The organism is Rhodococcus ruitaii, assembly GCF_055230935.1.
Map to the genome: position 1 here is coordinate 300824 of NZ_JBUYWC010000007.1, position 16986 is coordinate 317809.

At 63.4% G+C, this 16986-nt stretch carries 16 protein-coding genes and 1 pseudogene; 6 read left to right on the top strand and 11 right to left on the bottom strand.

The annotated features are described in order from the left end of the window. Positions 1 to 64: 64 nt before the first annotated feature. On the bottom strand, positions 65 to 1729 hold the full coding sequence (gene casG / locus ACZI8W_RS11195) for a steroid-24-oyl-CoA synthetase (protein ID WP_463368562.1): 1665 nt from the start codon (positions 1727 to 1729) through the stop codon (positions 65 to 67). Between the two features lie 307 nt (positions 1730 to 2036). Between casG and ACZI8W_RS11200 the strand changes: the two genes are divergently transcribed. The 5 genes from ACZI8W_RS11200 (at position 2037) to ACZI8W_RS11220 (ending at position 7548) form a co-directional block, all read left to right on the top strand. Continuing rightward, the gene (locus tag ACZI8W_RS11200) at positions 2037 to 3413 is read left to right on the top strand and encodes an ABC transporter substrate-binding protein (RefSeq protein WP_463368609.1); all 1377 of its coding nucleotides are present in this window, start codon (positions 2037 to 2039) and stop codon (positions 3411 to 3413) included. A gap of 62 nt (positions 3414 to 3475) precedes the next feature. After that, complete coding sequence (locus tag ACZI8W_RS11205) at positions 3476 to 5746, top strand: ABC transporter permease (protein WP_463368563.1); 2271 nt, start codon at positions 3476 to 3478, stop codon at positions 5744 to 5746. Next, complete coding sequence (locus tag ACZI8W_RS11210) at positions 5739 to 6482, top strand: ABC transporter ATP-binding protein (RefSeq protein ID WP_463368564.1); 744 nt, start codon at positions 5739 to 5741, stop codon at positions 6480 to 6482. Before ACZI8W_RS11205 ends, ACZI8W_RS11210 begins: the two co-directional genes overlap by 8 nt. Continuing rightward, positions 6479 to 7183: an ABC transporter ATP-binding protein gene (locus tag ACZI8W_RS11215; protein WP_463368565.1), complete on the top strand. Its 705-nt coding sequence runs from the start codon at positions 6479 to 6481 to the stop codon at positions 7181 to 7183. The genes ACZI8W_RS11210 and ACZI8W_RS11215 overlap by 4 nt, the downstream gene beginning before the upstream one ends. A 2-nt stretch (positions 7184 to 7185) precedes the next feature. After that, a complete protein-coding gene (locus tag ACZI8W_RS11220; RefSeq protein ID WP_463368566.1) occupies positions 7186 to 7548 on the top strand; it encodes a hypothetical protein in 363 nt (120 codons plus the stop codon). Between the two features lie 18 nt (positions 7549 to 7566). On the opposite strand, the gene ACZI8W_RS11225 is transcribed toward ACZI8W_RS11220, so the two are convergent. From ACZI8W_RS11225 to ACZI8W_RS11265, 9 genes and pseudogenes are all read right to left on the bottom strand, one after another. Continuing rightward, positions 7567 to 8709, bottom strand: coding sequence for an AI-2E family transporter (locus ACZI8W_RS11225; protein WP_463368567.1), 1143 nt, complete (start codon positions 8707 to 8709; stop codon positions 7567 to 7569). 26 nt (positions 8710 to 8735) lie between these two features. Then, entirely contained in the window at positions 8736 to 8924 is a 189-nt protein-coding gene (locus tag ACZI8W_RS11230) for a DUF1269 domain-containing protein (protein WP_463368568.1), read from the bottom strand. Continuing rightward, on the bottom strand, positions 8855 to 9046 hold the full coding sequence (locus ACZI8W_RS11235; RefSeq protein WP_463368612.1) for a DUF1269 domain-containing protein: 192 nt from the start codon (positions 9044 to 9046) through the stop codon (positions 8855 to 8857). Before ACZI8W_RS11235 ends, ACZI8W_RS11230 begins: the two co-directional genes overlap by 70 nt. A 181-nt stretch (positions 9047 to 9227) precedes the next feature. Continuing rightward, a pseudogene (locus ACZI8W_RS11240) lies at positions 9228 to 9462 on the bottom strand (SulP family inorganic anion transporter); the annotation flags it as partial. Continuing rightward, positions 9462 to 10115: a GAP family protein gene (locus tag ACZI8W_RS11245; protein WP_463368569.1), complete on the bottom strand. Its 654-nt coding sequence runs from the start codon at positions 10113 to 10115 to the stop codon at positions 9462 to 9464. The pseudogene ACZI8W_RS11240 and the gene ACZI8W_RS11245, both read right to left, overlap by 1 nt. 56 nt (positions 10116 to 10171) lie before the next feature. Continuing rightward, positions 10172 to 10495 (bottom strand): SHOCT domain-containing protein, encoded by a 324-nt coding sequence (locus tag ACZI8W_RS11250; RefSeq protein WP_463368570.1) that lies wholly within the window; start codon positions 10493 to 10495, stop codon positions 10172 to 10174. A 14-nt stretch (positions 10496 to 10509) separates the two neighbouring features. Beyond that, positions 10510 to 10932: a DUF6325 family protein gene (locus tag ACZI8W_RS11255; protein WP_463368571.1), complete on the bottom strand. Its 423-nt coding sequence runs from the start codon at positions 10930 to 10932 to the stop codon at positions 10510 to 10512. A 94-nt stretch (positions 10933 to 11026) separates the two neighbouring features. Then, positions 11027 to 12925: an alkyl/aryl-sulfatase gene (locus ACZI8W_RS11260; protein ID WP_463368572.1), complete on the bottom strand. Its 1899-nt coding sequence runs from the start codon at positions 12923 to 12925 to the stop codon at positions 11027 to 11029. Between the two features lie 306 nt (positions 12926 to 13231). After that, on the bottom strand, positions 13232 to 13459 hold the full coding sequence (locus tag ACZI8W_RS11265) for a hypothetical protein (RefSeq protein WP_463368573.1): 228 nt from the start codon (positions 13457 to 13459) through the stop codon (positions 13232 to 13234). A gap of 125 nt (positions 13460 to 13584) precedes the next feature. On the opposite strand from ACZI8W_RS11265, the gene ACZI8W_RS11270 reads away from it, so the two are divergent. Then, on the top strand, positions 13585 to 14037 hold the full coding sequence (locus tag ACZI8W_RS11270) for a DUF7144 family membrane protein (protein WP_463368574.1): 453 nt from the start codon (positions 13585 to 13587) through the stop codon (positions 14035 to 14037). Between the two features lie 39 nt (positions 14038 to 14076). On the opposite strand, the gene ACZI8W_RS11275 is transcribed toward ACZI8W_RS11270, so the two are convergent. Beyond that, on the bottom strand, positions 14077 to 16683 hold the full coding sequence (locus ACZI8W_RS11275; RefSeq protein WP_463368575.1) for a winged helix-turn-helix domain-containing protein: 2607 nt from the start codon (positions 16681 to 16683) through the stop codon (positions 14077 to 14079). Between the last annotated feature and the right edge of the window lie 303 nt (positions 16684 to 16986).

Consider the following 16986-nt stretch of genomic DNA (forward strand, 5'->3'; position numbering starts at 1 on the left):
CGCGGAAAAGACAGATACATGCCTTTCGAAGGCGCGTATCTGTCTTTTCCAGTGGCGGCTATGGTCAGACGCTGAGACCGCGCCGGACTACCTTGCCGGTTGCGTTGCGCGGCAGGAGATCCTGCGTGATCCGCCACGTCTTCGGGATCTTGAAGTAGGACAGTCGTTCCTTCAGGAAGTCTCGAAGGTCTTCCTCGGTGGTCGCACTGCCGGGTCGCAGCACCACCACCGCGGCCACCTCTTGCCCGAGGTCTTCGTCGTCGACACCGATCACGGCACATTCCTGGACCGCGGGGTGCTCGTCGAGCGTCTGCTCGATCTCGGTCGGGTAGACGTTTTCGCCGCCGCGAAGAATCAGATCCGAGCGGCGTCCGGTCAGACGCAGCCGGCCATCCTCGAGGGTGCCGTAGTCGCCGGTTCGTAGCCATCCGTCGGAGGTGATTGCGGCGTCGGTGGCGGCCGCGTTCTCCCAGTAGCCGAGCATCACGAACGGGCTACGAACGCAGATTTCGCCCTCGACGCCGTCGGCAACCTTCTCGCCGAACGGGTCGCGGATCTCCATACTCACCGTGAGGATCGGGCGGCCGAGCGTGCCGGGGAACGCTTCGAGTTCGGGTGCAGTCGACACCGCGATGGCGGTACTGCATTCGGTCAGGCCGTAACTGTCGACGAGGGCCTGCTGAGCGAACGGGAACCTCGCCTGCAGTCGCTTCTTGAATGCTGTGGAGGACGGTGCGGACGCCAGCGCGAACGCGGTCAGCGACGACAGATCGTACTTGTCGGAGTCCTGGTGCTCGAGCATGCGCGCAGCCATGGTGGGGACGGCGCCCCAGTTGGTGACCTTCTCGCGTTCGATCAAGGTGTACACCTTGTCGACGTCGAAGGCACCTTCGGTCATGACGACGGTGCTTCCCGTGGCCAGCCGGGGAACAGCGAGGTTGTGGAGGCTAGCGATGTGGAACAGCGGTGATACCAGGAGATAACGGAGGTCGCTCGGCACGGTGTCGTCGTACGAGCGTCCGTACATGACCGACATCATCGCATCGTTGAACCGGTGGTAGTCGATGACGGCGAGCAGGTTCCGCTGGGAGTGCACCGCACCCTTGGGACGTCCGCTCGTGCCGCTGGTGAACAGGATGACTGCGGGGTCGTCTTCGGCGGTGTCGGTGACCGGGAGTTCGGCGCCCGCTGCCGCGGCGACGATGCGCGGCACGTCTTCTTCCATCGAGAGCAGCTCGAACCCGGACACATCGGCCTTGTCGAGCAGCGCGGCGCGCTTGGCGTCAGCGACGATCACCTTCGGCTTCACGAGGTCGACCCCGTAGGCGATTTCGGCGGGCACCCACCACGAGTTGAGTCCGACGGAGATTGCCCCGAGCGCCTGCGTCGCCCAGAACGTGATGATCCATTCCGGCGTATTGGCAGCGAGTAGCGCGACCCGATCACCCTTACCGACGCCGTATTCGTCGCGCAGAGTTGTAGCCAATGCCGCAACCGCATCGGCGTGTTGCGCGAAAGTGATACGCCGGTCGGCCGTGACGATGTAGTCGCGGTCGCCCCAGTCCTTCGACTTTGCGATCACATCGCCGATGCGCCGGTCACGATTGACCATCACCGGGATGTGGTTGCCACGAACCTCCTCCACCGCGATCTCGAACCGTCCGCCGGGGCCTGTCAGCTGGGATACGACCTTCTGCAGCATCTGTTGGACGTCCGCTGGTGCTGTCACTTCGATCGCCTTTCGTCGGTGTCGCCGTGGGGTGCAAACTTCGCGAGGTGACGCTCTCACGTTCTGCGTCCCGTATGGCGTGATTGTTACCACTGACCGGGAGTGAGGTGTGGCGGCAATCACCTCGAAGTCTCACTGACCGGGAGTCCGGGATTTCCGATGCGTGACGCTGGCTACTTTCTCGGCACCCCGATATGCCGCCGCGAGGTCCTGATCCTCGCCATTCTCGGCGTGCTCGAGAAGTAAGGAGCTCCACATCGTGAAACGAAGTTCTGCTGCCAAACTGGTGGCCGGTCTGGCTGCCACTATGGTGGTGACCTCGGCCTGCGCGTCGGATCGAGGCCCGGATCCGTCCGCCTCCGGGCTCGCCCCGGTTGCTGCTGCGGATGCAGTCGCTGCTCCGACCGCCGAGAAATTCGGAACGCTCGAGTCGCCCTGCGGTGCAGGCGATGCCGCCGGGGGAACGGATCAGGGCGTCACCGACACCGAGATCCGCATCGGCTACGGCGACGACGCCGGCTACGTTGCGAGCCCGGGTCTGAACAAGGAGATGGGTGACGCCGTCGCCGCCATGATCGACTGGTGCAACGAGCAGGGCGGTATCAACGGCCGCACAATCGTCGGTACCCGATACGACGCCGCGATGACCCAGGCGAACGCCGTCATGCAGAATGCCTGCGGTGCAGAGTTCATGATGGTCGGGCACGGCTTCGCGATGGACCAGACCTCCGAGCAGACCCGTGTCGCGTGCAACCTCGCGGCCGTCCCGGGATTCACGGTGTCGCCCGACGCGGCGAACGGACCCATGACGTTCCAAGGGGTCCCGTTCCCGGTCGACTACGCCAACGGGTCGCAGTGGTTCCAGATGGCCGAAATGCACCCCGACATGCTGAACGACTTCGACGTCGTCGACTCCACGATGCCGACGATCATCACCTCGACCACCAAGATCCGCTCGATTGCGGAGGCGGCGGGCTTCAACCTGAAGAACTGTGGCGTCACCCTCAACTACGAGGGCGAGTCCAGTTACGTGCCGTTCGCCGAGAAGTACAAGGAATGTGGCGTCAAGGGCCTGTGGACGTCGCGGTCGCCGGTGCCCGCCGAGTTCAACTTCATCAAGGCGCTCGACCAGGTCGGTATCGATCCCATCTTCATGGGTGAGGCCACTTGGTACGGTGACGCGGTTCGCGAGTGGAACAGCGCGAACGGAAGTGTGCTCGACAACCTGAACGCCGGGATGACGTTCCAGATGATCGAGAGCGCCGACACCGTTCCCGCCGTCAAGGAATACGTCGACCTCCTCGAAGCACAGGGCGGCAAGACCGCGCTGCTCGGTATGCAGGCGGCATCGTCGTTCCTCCTGTGGGCGACGGCCGCCGACGCCTGCGGTTCGGATCTGACTCGGCAGTGCATGATCGACGAACTGTCGCAGATCCACGAGTGGGATGCCGGCGGACTGCACGCCGTGACCGATCCGGGCAACAACATGCCGGCGACGTGCGGCCTCATCACCGCGCTCACCGGCTCGGAGTTCTCGCAGTCGTTCCCGGCCGAGGCGGGCACCTTCAAGTGCGACGACAAGTACCTCGTCGCCACAGACGCGAGCACCTGGGGAACGGATCTCGGGCCCGACCGTATCGCGACGAAGTACCTGAATCCCAACATCATCAGGCCGGCGTCCTGATCCGATGACGACCGGTGCCGGCGGCGTACGCGCCGCCGGCACCGACGAGCAGAGGTTTTCGCATGGACACCTTCTTGACCTTCACCGTTCTGGGGCTCGTGCTCGGATCGGTATACGCGATCGCGGCATCGGGCCTCGTCCTCACCTACAACACATCAGGCATCTTCAACTTCGCGCACGGAGCGCAGGCGATGCTCGGGGCGTTCGCCTACTGGCAGTTCAAGGTCGGCTGGGGCCTCCCCACCCCGGTGGCCTTGCTGATCGTGCTCGGCATTCTCGGCCCGCTCATGGGCTTGTTCCTCTACGCCGTGATCATGCGCGGCATGCGCGACACCGCCGAGGTGACGAAGATCGTCGTCACCGTCTCGATCCTGCTCGGCATGGTCGCAGTCTCGCACTGGTTCTGGCATCCGGAAGAGCCACGCACCATGGCGATGTTCTTCGGTGACCGCAACGGAATCGAGATCGCCGGTCTCAGCATCCGCTACCACGAACTGATCTGCATCGCTGTCGCGATTCTCATCGCGGTGGGCCTGCGCATCATGTTCACCCGCACCCGCTCGGGTGTCGCGATGCGGGGCGTCGTCGACGACCCGGATCTGTTGCGGCTCAACGGACACGACCCGGATCGTCTTGCCGCGCTCTCGTGGGTGATGGGATCGACCCTCGCGGTGCTCGCCGGAATCTTGATCACTCCCATCACCGGAGGCACCCTCGAAGCGAATATGTTGACGCTGCTCGTCATCGATGCGTTCGCTGCAGCAATGTTCGGCCGGCTTCGCAGCATTCCGCGCACATTCGCCGGAGCGATCTTCCTGGGCCTGGCCGCCACCTACGTGCTTGCCTACTTCCCGACCTCGTGGAACTGGACGTCGAACTTCCGCGTGTCGTTGCCGATGATCGCGCTGTTCGTCGTGCTGATCGTGCTGCCGCAGGATCGCCTGCGCGGCGCGGTCACCCGCACCCGTGAGCGCTATCATGTGCCATCGGTGCGGAAGGCCGTCGCATGGGCCGTGGCCCTGGTGGTCATCGTGTACGCCATACAATTGCTCATGGTGACGTCCTCGGTCACCACCCTGACGATCGGCATGACCTTCGCCATCATCGCCCTGTCGCTGACACTCCTGACCGGGTACGCCGGGGAGATGAACCTGGCACCGGTGTCGTTCGGGGCGATATCCACGATTGTCGCGTTCCACTTCGGGATCTCCGGAGCGGGGCTCGCCGCCCACTTGAACCTGTGGGGTGTGGCGCTCGGTGTCGCTGCAGCAGCAGTGATCGGCGGTCTCATCGCCCTGCCGGCACTGCGTCTCCGAGGTCTGTATCTGGCGCTGGCAACGATGGCGTTCGGTGTGTTCCTGTCGAACATGGTGCTGCGCGATACGACGAAGCGCGAACTCTTCGGTATCGAGTTCTCGATCTTCACCGACGGCAATATTGCGATTCCGCCGTTGCGGGTCGGGCCCCTCGATCTGCGTAACGAGACCGTGTTCCTCATGACCATGACGGTGCTCTTCGCGGTGCTGGGTGTGGGTGTCATCGCCCTACGCAACAGTGGATACGGTCGACGGCTTGCAGCGATGAAGGACAGCCCCGCAGCATCGGCGATGCTCGGGCAGAGCCTCGTCCGCCTGAAACTCGGCGTGTTCACATTGTCGTCGGGTATTGCCGGCCTCGGTGGACTGTTCATGGCGAGCGCGATGGGATCGGTGTCCAGTGTGAGCTTCTCCATCATGGTGAGCCTGTCGCTGCTGATGCTCACCGTCGTCGCGGGCATCGGCTACGTCTCCGGGGCGCTGTTCGGCGGCATCATGTCGGGCATCGGATTTGCAGTCATCATGACTTCGTTCGCGAATCTTGCTGCGGCGCAACCCGGTCACGCCGATCTGTGGAACTTCCTCGGCAATGTCGCCGCGGTGAGCCCGGCCCTGATAGGTATCGGTGTCGCGGCCAACCCCAGTGGCACCGTCCACCAGGTGGTCGAAGGGTACCGTCACCTCGCAAACGCCAAGCCGGTGCTCATCGGCGGAGCGGGTGTAGTGCTGGTGTCCTATCTTCTCGCTCTGGTGGGCGCCCTGGACAACTGGTGGTTCGCGTCGATCACCATCGCAACCGTGTTCATGCTCCCGGTCGTCGGGCAATGGCTGATGCCCGAGGCGGTTCTCGGAGCAGAGGAAGCAAAGCGACGCGCACCACTGATCCCCGAACGTGTGGGTATCGATGAGCCATACAGCGCGCGGGTGCGCGACGAGATCGACCGCGAGCTCGGTATCGCCGAGTACCTTGCGGACCCTCCCGCACGGACCGACAAGGAGCTGGTCACCAATGGCTGACACGCTGATACTCGAAACACGAGGTATCACTGTTCAATTCGGTGGAAACAAGGCCGTCAAGGATGTGAGCATCGGAATCGCGAGCGGCACCATCACCGGGCTGATGGGCCCGAACGGTGCCGGTAAGACCACGTTGTTCAACACCATCACCGGTCTGCAGAAACCGACGGCAGGCAAGGTGTTCCTCGACGGTCGCGACATCACGTCGGCTCCGCCGTACAAGCGTGCTCGCCGCGGTCTCGCCCGCACTTTCCAGCGTCTCGAACTGTTCGTGTCGTTGTCGGTGCGTGACAACCTGCGCGTGGCCGGCGACATCCACAATGCCAACAGCCGGGCACGCATCGATGTGGAAGCCGAGACCGACAGGCTGCTCGAACTCACCGGCCTGGCCGACATCGCCGACAAGGACGTCTCCGACATCCCCACCGGTCGAGCCCGCGTGGTGGAGGTTGCGCGGGCTCTGATGACGTCTCCACGGGTACTGCTCCTCGACGAGCCGGCCTCCGGCCAGACCGAGCAGGAAACCGAGGAGTTCGCGGAACTCCTCATCGGCCTGGCTGACGAGGGGCTCGCGATCTGCCTTGTCGAACACGACATCCCGCTGGTGATGAAGTTGTGCTCGACGATTCACGTCCTCGACTACGGTGCACTCCTCGCGAGCGGAGTGCCGGACGAGATCAAGAATGACCAGACAGTGATCAACGCGTACATCGGAACCGAGGAGGAAGCGGTATGACGACCGAGCCCTTGCTCGAATTGGTCGATGTACGGGCCGCGTACGGATCGATCGAAGTCCTGCGCGGTGTCGATCTCGTGGTGGAGCCAGGAGCGGTCGTCGCGTTGCTCGGCCCCAACGGCGGCGGGAAGACGACGACGCTGAAGGTGTGTTCGGGAATCCATCCGGTGACCTCGGGGGAACTCCGGCTGGCCGGTCACGTCGTGAACGGGGCTTCGGCAGCGAAGCTGGCACGATTGGGCGTCTGCTCGATACCCGAGGGGCGAGGGATTTTTCCGAACCTGTCGGTGCGGGAGAACCTGTGGATCGCCACCGGCACCGGAGTGCCACTCGCAGACCTCGAGGAGGTCGCCTACACCCGATTCCCGATTCTCGGTGAGCGACGCGGCCAGCTGGCCGGGTCCATGTCCGGGGGCGAGCAACAGATGCTCGCGCTGTCGCGGGCGTTGGGCACCAACCCGACTGTCTTGTTGCTCGACGAGTTGTCGATGGGTCTGGCACCTCGAATCGTCTCGCAGATCTACGACATCGTGGGTGAGCTCGCCGCTGAGGGAGTCTCGATTCTCGTTGCGGAACAGTTCGCCCGGGCGGTGCTTCCCATCGCCACCAGTGCCGGACTCATGTTGCAGGGCCGAGTGGTTCGCACCGGTGATCCAGCGGAGATCGAAGAAGCACTGTCCACCAGCTACTTAGGAGGTTGACCATGAGTCTCGTCGACGAACGACGCGAACAATTCAAGAAGGATGTGGCCGCATTGGGTCTCGATTCGGCCAGTGCCGGTTCCGGAGGAGGTAAGGGGCGGATCATCGGTCTGGCGCTGATGACCATCGGCGCCATCGCGGCATTCGTGATCTACATTGCATCGCTGACGCTTTCGGACTCGCGGGATCTGCTGTCGTACCAGCTGCTGAGTATCGGATTCATCGCGATCACCGTCATCGGTGGGTTCGTGTATCTCGCGGCGGCGGTCACCCGGGTGCTGAGTCTGTGGCTGGTGCGGCAGCTGCTCGAGAGCAATGCTCGAGCGGAGGCGACGGCGGAGGCGCTCACACCGACGACTGCCTGACGAGGTGGCCGGCGCCGGTCAGCCCGGGTCCTCGACCAGACGCTCCTGCTGTTCTGTTGCGTCGTCGAGGTTCCCGGGCTCTTCGGTGTCGACGGGTGAATCACCGATCAATGCGTCGGCCCATCGGGTGGACTGGTCGATATCGATGAGCAGGGCCTTCACAAGCAGCGTCAGCGGCACGGCAAGCAGCGCACCGAGTGCACCCAGCACCCACGACCAGAACACCAACGACAAGAATGTCACCGTGACGCTCAACCCGACGGCGTCACCGACGAACTTCGGCTGGATGATCGACTGGATCACGAAGTTGATGACGCTGTAGACGACGATCACCCACACCATGAGGGCGGGCCCGCCTTCGAGCAGGGCCAGAAGTGCGGGCGGAATGAGTCCGATGATGAAGCCGATATTCGGGATGTAGTTCGTGATGAAAGACAGCAGCGCCCAGAGGATGGGAAGCGGCACGCCCAGCAACCACAGAGCGGCACCGTCGAAGACCGCGACGATGAGACCGAAGACCGTGGAAACGATCAGATACTTTCGTGTGCCGCTGACGAAAGCCGACAGTGCGTAGGAAATGTCGGGTCGCATCCGGTCGACGATGTGCATGCGGCGCCCGATCGTACTGCCGTCGATGGCCATGAACAGCAGCAGAGCCATGATGAAGACCAGGTTCGAGACCACCCCGAGGAGCCCGGCCAGCAGGTCGTCGAGGTAGCCGACCAGTTTGCCGAGGTCGAGACTGCTGAGCGTGCTGGAGATGCGGTCGTCGTCGACTCCGGCATTGCTCAACTGCGCATGTACCCCGTCGAGCAGATTGTTCAGGTTGTCGGCGTACTGCGGCAGCTCTGTCGCGAGTTGCGCAACGGACAGGAGGAGTGCGCCGATCAAACCGAGCAGGATTGCGTATACGGCTGCCAAGGCGGCCAGCATCCCCGCCCACACCGGAATACCTCGCCGCACCGCCCAGGTCTGGATCGGCTGCACCGCGATGGTAAGCATCAACGCCAGGAACAGCGGAGCGAGCAACCCCGACATCCCCCTTGCCCCGGCAACCGCGACGACGGTGGCTGCCAGGGCAAGGAGGACGATCAGTCCACGAGGAATCGTCCAGGGCGCCGGCGCCGATTCTGTATCGACCGGCGTGTATCGAGATCCCATCCGGATTCCTCCTGGTCGACGCTGCGCTACTCGGCGAACACGCTGCGCAAGGTGGCCTCCTGCTCGTGCGACAGGTTCGTCGAAACCAGTTCGGCCATCTGGCCCGCGAACTCCTCATGAACACGGTCAAGGGTTGCGTCGGAGGTCAGGACGAACCGATTCCGGCGAGATTGTTCAACTGTCGTGTCTTCGGTTTCTTCGCGTCTTCGGCCCAACTGACCACGACAGCATCGTGCACGGTGATGAGTTCCTGACGTTGCAGGTCTTTCAACGTTCCGACGGCAGTGTCGGCGCCGGTTTCGGTATCGAACTTCCATACGGTCAGGGTTCCGGCCATGGATCTCCTCGATTCAGTGACGTGGTGATGCTGTCGGACTCGACGCTATGGCCAAGTCAGGTAGAGGTCTTCATACGGTGAGGGTGAGATCCCGCGAGATAGGTCAGTCCGTGTCGGTAGTCGGGCAAGGATGCCGACGGCCGCCGCGACCAGCGCTCCGGGGAATCAGCGGCAGCCCGAAGCCGGCGATGAGATGTCTCGAACTTCCCGCTGCCGCATACAGAATCAGGGAGGGGATCGCCGCGTAGGGACCTACCATCGGAGGAACACCCGCGATCGTCGCGTACGTCAGTGCCTCCGGGACGAGTACCGCCCCACACTGTCAGACCGGCGATGACGTCGGGACGGATCCATGATCTGCGATAGCCCTGCAATGATCCGAAGAGGGGCCAGATCCTGCCGGCCGGGTGGCTCATCACAGACCACCGAGGCCCTTGCCGACGACGGTCACACCCATGATCAGCAGCACGATGGCCATCACCATGTGGTTGTTCGCCTGCAGCCAGTTCTTCGCGGAATCGAGTGCGCCGCCCAGCCGCTGCGCTGCCATTGCATAACCGATGACGGGCACCAGGACCGAGCAGGCGGCAAGGATGGTGAAGACCAGCCACACCAGTACCGCGTTACCGGAGGGTAATCCGGCGGTACCGATGGCGACACCCGCCGACACGCACAGAAGCAGGTTCTTGGGATTCACCGCAGACAGTACGAGCCCGAGACCAGCGGCCTTGACGAACGTGAAGTCGTCGATGGCCTGCATCCACTTCGGTGGTGCGGTGTCTACCCGTGATTGCCACTGCGTGAAGGCAAGAATGATCAGGATGATTCCGAGAACCACCTTGACCCATCCGGTGGACGATCCGCCACCGTCGTCCGGGGTGATCGAACCGGCGAGGACAATCACGATTCCGGTGACAGCGAGGATCCCGACGGTCCAGCCGACTGCGAACCCTGAGCTGGTTATTTTCGCATTGCGCGACAACAGCATCAGAATTACGGCCACGATGGGTATCGGCGAAATCGCGACACCCACGGCCAGTGGAAGGATTTCTCCGATTGCGGCGCCCATGGCGGTAAGTCAATCAGTGAGTCGACGGCCTACGGCTCACCTGTTCTGGATGAATCTCAGCCGAGGAGTTTCTTTTTCGCGGCAGCAAATTCCTCGTCGGACAAGACACCCGCGGAGTGGAGTTCGCCGAGTTGCTTCAATTTGGACACCAGATCGTCGGGCGGCGCAGGTTGTACCGCCGGAGCTGGGGCTGGAGCCGGGTAGTCCTGGGGCGGGGGAGGGGCCTGCTGCTGTGTGTAGGCCTGCTTCTCGGCAGCACGCTGCTGACCACGCCGGTTGACTGCGTTGGAGGTGGCGGTGGCCGTTCCCGCCACGACGGCGGTGCGCGCGACGGTGCCGAGCAGACCCGGACGACCGACGCGTCCTCTGCGGAAGACCATGTGACTGCCTTTCTCTACGTTGCCGACAGCGCGGCCTCGACCGCATCCCTCGGTACCTGAACGTGAAGTTCGACCTCGCCCCCTGCTCCCCGCACCTCGCCGGCGAGTGTGCGTGCCCACGTCTCCTCGTACACGAGCACCACCACCGACGTACCGGGCTCCATCGAGGAGCGGACAACTTCGAGGTCGTCGTCGCTGACCAGACCGAGCGGGTCGACGGTGAGTCCGTCGAGCCCGGTTTCGGAGAGCGGTTCGTCGACCTCGACCTGAGTGACCGAGCCGTCGTCGTTCTTGGCGAGATAGACGAGGTCGAGCACCGTGGCGTACCCGCGGTCGACCACTTCGGCGAAGGCTGCGGTCACTGCAGGATCTATCCGCGTTCCGGGGAACGACAGGACGACCATTTCGACGGGTCCGATGGCGGCTGGCTGCGTCATGTACTGGATCTTTCCGTTGATGTAGGGGTGCCCGCTTCACCTGATTCGGATGAGGTTCGGCACACACCGCTGATCAGGGGCTACTCCGTGGTGTTTACGGTGTCATGATCGCGAAGTCCGGATCGGGTGAATCGAGATACCCGACCAGTTCGGACAATGCGGCGACATTGCCGTCTGCTTCGGCCGATCCGTCCTTGATCATGGCAGTCAGATCCGCGCCCCCGAGCAGGGCTTCGTGCAGCTTACGGTTCGTGAGGGTGAATGTGGCATCCGGCGACGGGAGATCGGCGTCGCCGACGTCGAAGTGGACGAGCAGTCCGTTTCGCAGCTGGGCTCGATGAGTGATCGATTGATCGCTCACTCGCCAGTCGATCGTGATCTGTGCATCCCACGCCCGGGGACCGTCGACTCTCAACGCTAGTGCGTCGAAGACCTGATCGACGGTGAGCGCGCCGGCGATGTCGGGGGACGCCGTCGACAACGGCGTGCCGATTCCTCCATTGCGGAGTTCGTATGCGCCCATCAGGAAGAAATTCCTCCACGTGCCGTTCTCGGAACCGTAGCCGAGTTGCTCGAGGGTGTCCGCTTGCAGTGCCTTCGCCTCGGTGTTGTCCGGGTCGGCGAAGATGACGTAGTTCAGTACCTGTGCAACCCAACGGTAATCGCCCTCGTCGAATGAGCGACGGGCCTTTGCGATGACTTCCTGTGCACCCCCCATGAATTCGACGTGTCGTTTCGCGGATGCGACCGGCGGGTGCTCCCACAGATTCGCCGGGTTTCCGTTGAACCAGCCCATGTAGCGCTGATAGATGGCCTTGACGTTGTGACTGACGGAGCCGTAATAGCCATGCGTGTGCCAGGCTGTCTCGATCGCGGGCGGCAGATCGATGTCCTCGGCGATCTCGATGCCGACAGACCCCTTGTTCATGGCCCGGAGCGTCTGGTCGTGGAGATAGCCGTAGAGGTCGCGCTGAACCGACAGGAAATCCGTGATGCGTTCGGTATCCCACGTCGGCCAATGGTGCGACGCGAACAGCGCATCGGTGCGGGATGCGTAGCGGTTGATCGACTCGGTCAGGTACTTCGACCACACGTGCGGGTCGCGGACCAGCGCGCCGCGCAGCGTCAGGAGGTTGTGCAGCGTATGGGTCGCATTCTCCGCCATGCACAGCGCACGCATGTCAGGGAAATAGAAGTTCATCTCCGCGGGGGCCTCGGTGCCCGGCGTGAGCTGGAACTCGATGCGCACGCCGTCGATCACCTCGGATTGTCCGGTGTGATCGATGTGGACGGTCGGGGGGATGAGCGTCGGCGTGCCGGTGGAGTTCGTGGGGCCGAGACCAGCGCCTATGGATCCCTGAACGCCCCGCGGGAGTGCTGCCCCGTACATGTACGCGGACCTCCGCGCCATTGCGGTACCCGCGTATACGTTCTCGGCAACTGCGTGTTCGACGAACCCGACGGGGGCCACCACGGGGCAGCGTCCCGCTGCGACATCTTCTTCGGTGGTGACGCCTTTGACGCCACCGAAATGGTCGATGTGGCAGTGCGAGTAGATCACGCCAGTGACGGGGCGCTCTCCTCTGTGTGCGCGGTACAGACCCAGTCCCGCGGCGGCGGTTTCGCGCGAGATGAGCGGATCGATGATGACGACGCCCGTGTCGCCTTCGACGATGGTCATGTTCGACAGATCGAGTCCGCGGATCTGGTAGATACCCTCGGTGACCTCGTAGAGTCCCTGCATCGCGCAGAGCCTCGACTGGCGCCACAGACTCGGGTTGACCGTGGCTGGGCATTCTCCTTCGAGGAACGCGAAGGCATCGCTGTCCCACACGGTGTTCCCCGACGCATCCTTGACCACCCCGGGTTCCAGCGAGGCGATGAACCCGCGCTCGGCGTCGGAGAAGTCCTGAGTGTCCGAGAACGGAAGGGTTCGTTGCGATTCCGAATTCTTGTTCGACACAGTGGTTGTGGCGTCCTGATGTTGCGTCATGGATCGATCGTGCTACCGCACTCCGCGCGGCGCCATCACCTATTACAGGTGATTTCGCCTTTGCCTCCATCGGCCGATAGGCCGGGAATTCGCTGCCGATCGTGCGACACCCGACAGGAGCGACACGATTGCGGTACCGACTACGAGGTAGAGCATGGCGCCGCGCACCTAGGCCTGTCGCGACCAGCGCTGCGATAGCTGCAACGACGACGGCGGTAGCGCCCACCCGACCGTAGCTTCTTTGCGTCCACGGCGTTCGTCGCAGGGTCCGGATTGCACTGTGACATTCAGCGAATCCTCTCTCGATCAGTCGGGAAGTCGGCTCATTTCGATGAGGGTGATGCCCAGTGCATCGAATCGTGCCAGTACCCCGCGTAACTCGATCGGACTCGCGATGGAGCCGTAGAGCATGGTGTATGCACCGGGAATGTCGGACACCTGCAGTTCTGGAAACGCCGTGAGCGTGCGCTCGGACAGCGTGCCGGCGACGGTGAACGAATATCGCACGCCCTTCGGCCACGAATCTGGCTGCATCGCCGCTCCTCTCGTGGTGCACGCCATCATGTCGCGCCGACTGCACCTGCACTTCACCCGTAGGTGGTGAACTCAGAGAGATCACCTGTCGCGGGCGATGTGAGATCCCTGGGTGACCGCGTGCAATGGGGTGTGCCGGACCGTGCTCGGGTCCGCATCACACACGAAGGGAATCGACTGTGTCTTCGTCCGATGGAGGCGTCAAACAAGGTTTTGCGGCCGGCACATCGATCGCGGCTGCGCTCCTCCTGCTCGTTGTCGGCGTGGTATCGATCCTCCAGGGGATCTCTGCCATCGCCACCGATGAACTGTTCGTGGTCGGCGCCGAGTACACATTCGAGCTGAACACGACGACGTGGGGATGGATCCATCTGATCATCGGCATTCTCGTGGTGATCACCGCGTTCGCACTGATGTCGGGGGTGACATGGGCGCGCTTCACGGCGATCGTCCTGGCCTGCCTGTCGATCATCGCCAATTTCTTGTGGCTGCCGCATTACCCGATGTGGTCGATCCTGATCATCGCACTGGACATCGTCGTGATCTGGGCGGTGTCGACGTGGGACCCCGATCGCTGAACGTTCGTCCGGCCGCTCGGGCTGAGCGGTACGGCTGTACTACAGCAGACCACTCAGCCGAGCGGCCGTGATGGCGTCTCCTCGGGACGACACGCCCAGCTTGCCGTACACACCTCGGAGATGGGTCTTGATGGTGTTGACGGACAGCGCCAGGGCCTGCGCAATCTCCTGAGTCGTCTGGGGAGACGGCAACTGTTTGAGCACACGCGCTTCAGCGGGTGTGAGGACGACGTGCGTCGAGGCGTGGTGTGCATCGGGGTGCGTCCGGATGCACTCGACGAACGGATCCAGCCTGCCGAACCGGCCACTGTGGGTGTCGAGCAACTCCACCGCACCACCGATGGTGAGGAACGGCCGGATCAGCTGCTCGGGTTCGGCGAGGGCGAGCGCGGTCTCGAGGTCGTCGTACGCCCCGAACTCGTGGCCTGACGCTGCACGGAGGACCGCTCGCAGTACATGGGCTTCGACCTGGGAGGCCCCGTGGCCGAGCCGGTGGTCCAGGGCGGAGTCCAGTAGTTCCCGGGCACGCGCCGAGCGTCCACGAGCGTGCTCGACCGTGGCTGCGGCGACGTCGAAGTGGGGGCACCTGCCCAGAACCCGTGTTGCCTCCTCGATGATCCGTTGAGCCTGGTCGAGTTCGTGGACGGTCACGAGCGCGTGAGTGGCGAACGGAATCATCGGGGCGGACCTGGCACCCATCCGAGAGTCGGTCAGGGCGGTCAGGACCACGTCGGCGATCTTGCGGGCAGCTGCGATCTTGTCGGTGCTCTGGTGGAAGGCAATGAGTTGCGACATCGCATAGCTGTCCCAGCCTGCGAGCGGTGACGACAGGCCATCGATGCCGACGGACATTGCGAGCGGCCGATCGATTCCTTCCGGAGGTTGTGTTCCGCAAAGATAATGATGGTAGCGGCACATCACCGCGCACCGGTCGGCATCGCCCGACCCCGACAGGCCGACACTCCGTGCGTACTCGACACCGATGAGCGCGCGCGCACCCATCGCCGACATGTGCCCGCGAGCACCTTCGTTCAGGGCGAGCAGCATCAGCGCTTCCAGATGCGGGCGAATGCTGCCTGCGTGCTCGGCCATACTGACGGCGGCGCGGAGACGATCACTCGTGCCTGGATCACCGGTCATCATTGCGCACTTCGACTGCTGGACTGCGACATAGGAATCGAGATCGCGATGGACTCCGGGTACTGCCGGTGCGGAGACATCGACGACCTCGTCTCCGGGCGCGCTGCGGATGTCGATTTCGACGGCGTGATGGAATCGGTCGAACACATCTGCGGGGCAGACGGAAGACGATCGGGCGGACGTGGCGCGGAAGAAGGCATCGGCTTCGACAGGAACGCCGAGAGCCAGCGCATGCACGCTGCGCAGGAGATGGACGAAGGGGTCGTCCGCGATGTCGGATGGCGCGGAATCGAGGACCTTCAGAAACGCGGCACCGTGTGGCCCGAATACTGCTTTCGGGCCCAGGTCGAGGATGCACTTGGACAACGCATAGCGATCTTGCGCGGCAGTGAGATATCGGATGGCCTGGACTGGGTCGCCGACCTTCGAATACCAGCCACCGGCCTTGAGTTCGAGTCTGCGCACCTCATCACGGCCCAGCGTCCGGTCGAGTTCGGCTTTGAGATGTGAACGCATCAGCGGGTGGTACCTGTAGGTTTCCGACCCGAGGGGGTCGGTGTGGGATATGGGAAAATGCGCCGCGAGAATCTCCGCGAGGATTCGCGCTGCCTCCGGCCCTGCGAGTTCGGTGGCGAGATCTGCATCGAACGAATCGAGAATCGCTGTTCGTATCAGGAAGTCGCGTTGCTCCGCGCTGATGCTGTCGAGTAGTTCTCCGACCAGGAAATCGGATATCGCCGGGTGATCCGATGTGATGGCCGACTCCAGAATCTCTCTGTTGTCGCCGCGTGCTGACAGCAGGAGCGTGATGAAGCGGATCATGGCGGCCCACCCACCGGTGAGTGCCATGACTGCGTCGAGTTCGTCGTCGGTGACCGCGACGTTGCCCGCCGTGAGCGCACAGCGGGTCTCGTCGCGATCGAACGCCAGAGCGGCGTCGTCGAGTCGTGTCAGCGCTCCGGTCAGATCCAGCTGGTGCCACGGTATCGGCGGTGGAAATCTGGAGGTCAGTACCACAGTGACGTGCTCGGGAAGTATCTCGAGAAGATGCGCCAACCCGGACAGCGTGAGCGGGTCGTGAACGACATGAGCGTTGTCGAGCACGAGGACGGCGGGACCACCGATCGCGCCGAGCCACTGCGCGAACATCTCCGCCCGAGTCCTCGGCGCCTGCTCGCCGTGGCAGGGTGGGGATTCGTCGAACGACCGGTGTAGTTCGTCCCAGAACGCTCGGGGGTTGTTGTGATCCTCGGCGAGCGTTGCCCACGCCACCTGGGTCGGCGATGCGGGCAGGTGAGAGCACCGCAGCCATTCGGCCACTGCCACGGTCTTGCCGGTTCCGGCCATGCCGCACACGAGTACGACACCCCCACCGAGCTTCCGGGCACGCTCGAAGTGGGCGCACATGTGGTGTCGGTGAATCGGTTCGGTTGCGAGCCGGGGGATCGATCGAATGCCTCGGTCGGTGGTTCCCGTCGAACTGTCGTCGCTGGTTGTGAGCAGCACCGCGGCTCCATTCAAGACACTGTCAGAATGTTCTCCTCGGATTTCTCCCCCTCGTTCGAATTTATCGCAGTCGAGCCGATCTCGGGGGTGAACGCAATGAGCACACGGTGCGGCAAGGATTCACGAGGTGGGCGTTTCATCCTCGTCGGGTGAGCCGACAGGAGCGCTGCACTCACTACGGTTGTGTGTGCCGCCAGACGGTGGGTGCAGGCCACGAGCTGAGGAGGGACAGTGCCGGCGAAGCAAGTCGGTCTGCGGTGTCTTCCGATGCCCGAAATACCCGAACTATCGTTGTTGAATCCC